Genomic DNA, 319 nt, shown 5'->3' on the forward strand with positions numbered 1-319 from the left:
TCCTGATGCCCGCCCTGTCCCCGACGATGGAGAAGGGCAACCTCGCCAAGTGGCTGAAGAAGGAAGGCGACTCGATCAAGTCCGGCGACGTGCTGGCCGGGATCGAGACCGACAAGGCGACCATGGAGGTCGAGGCCGTCGATGCGGGCGTCCTCGCAAAGATCATCGTTCCTCAGGGCACGGCCGACGTGCCGGTGAACGACCTCATCTCCCTCATCGCAGGCGAGGGCAAAGATCCGGGCAGCGTCCAGCCCCGCGGAGCAGACGCCTACCCCGAGGCACCGAAGTCGCCTCGCCCCCTGGCCCCCATGGCCGACGC

Annotated in this window: 1 protein-coding gene; it reads left to right on the forward strand. The window is 67.7% G+C overall.

Features of this window, described 5'->3' with window-relative positions; genetic code table 11:
* Window positions 1-2: 2 nt before the first annotated feature.
* The coding region (locus tag MKK52_RS09055) for a biotin/lipoyl-containing protein (protein ID WP_313898741.1) at window positions 3-319 on the forward strand (317 nt) is incomplete at its 3' end.

Origin of the sequence: Methylobacterium sp. J-067, from assembly GCF_022829465.1 — a bacterium.
Taxonomy (GTDB): Bacteria; Pseudomonadota; Alphaproteobacteria; order Rhizobiales; family Beijerinckiaceae; genus Methylobacterium; species Methylobacterium litchii.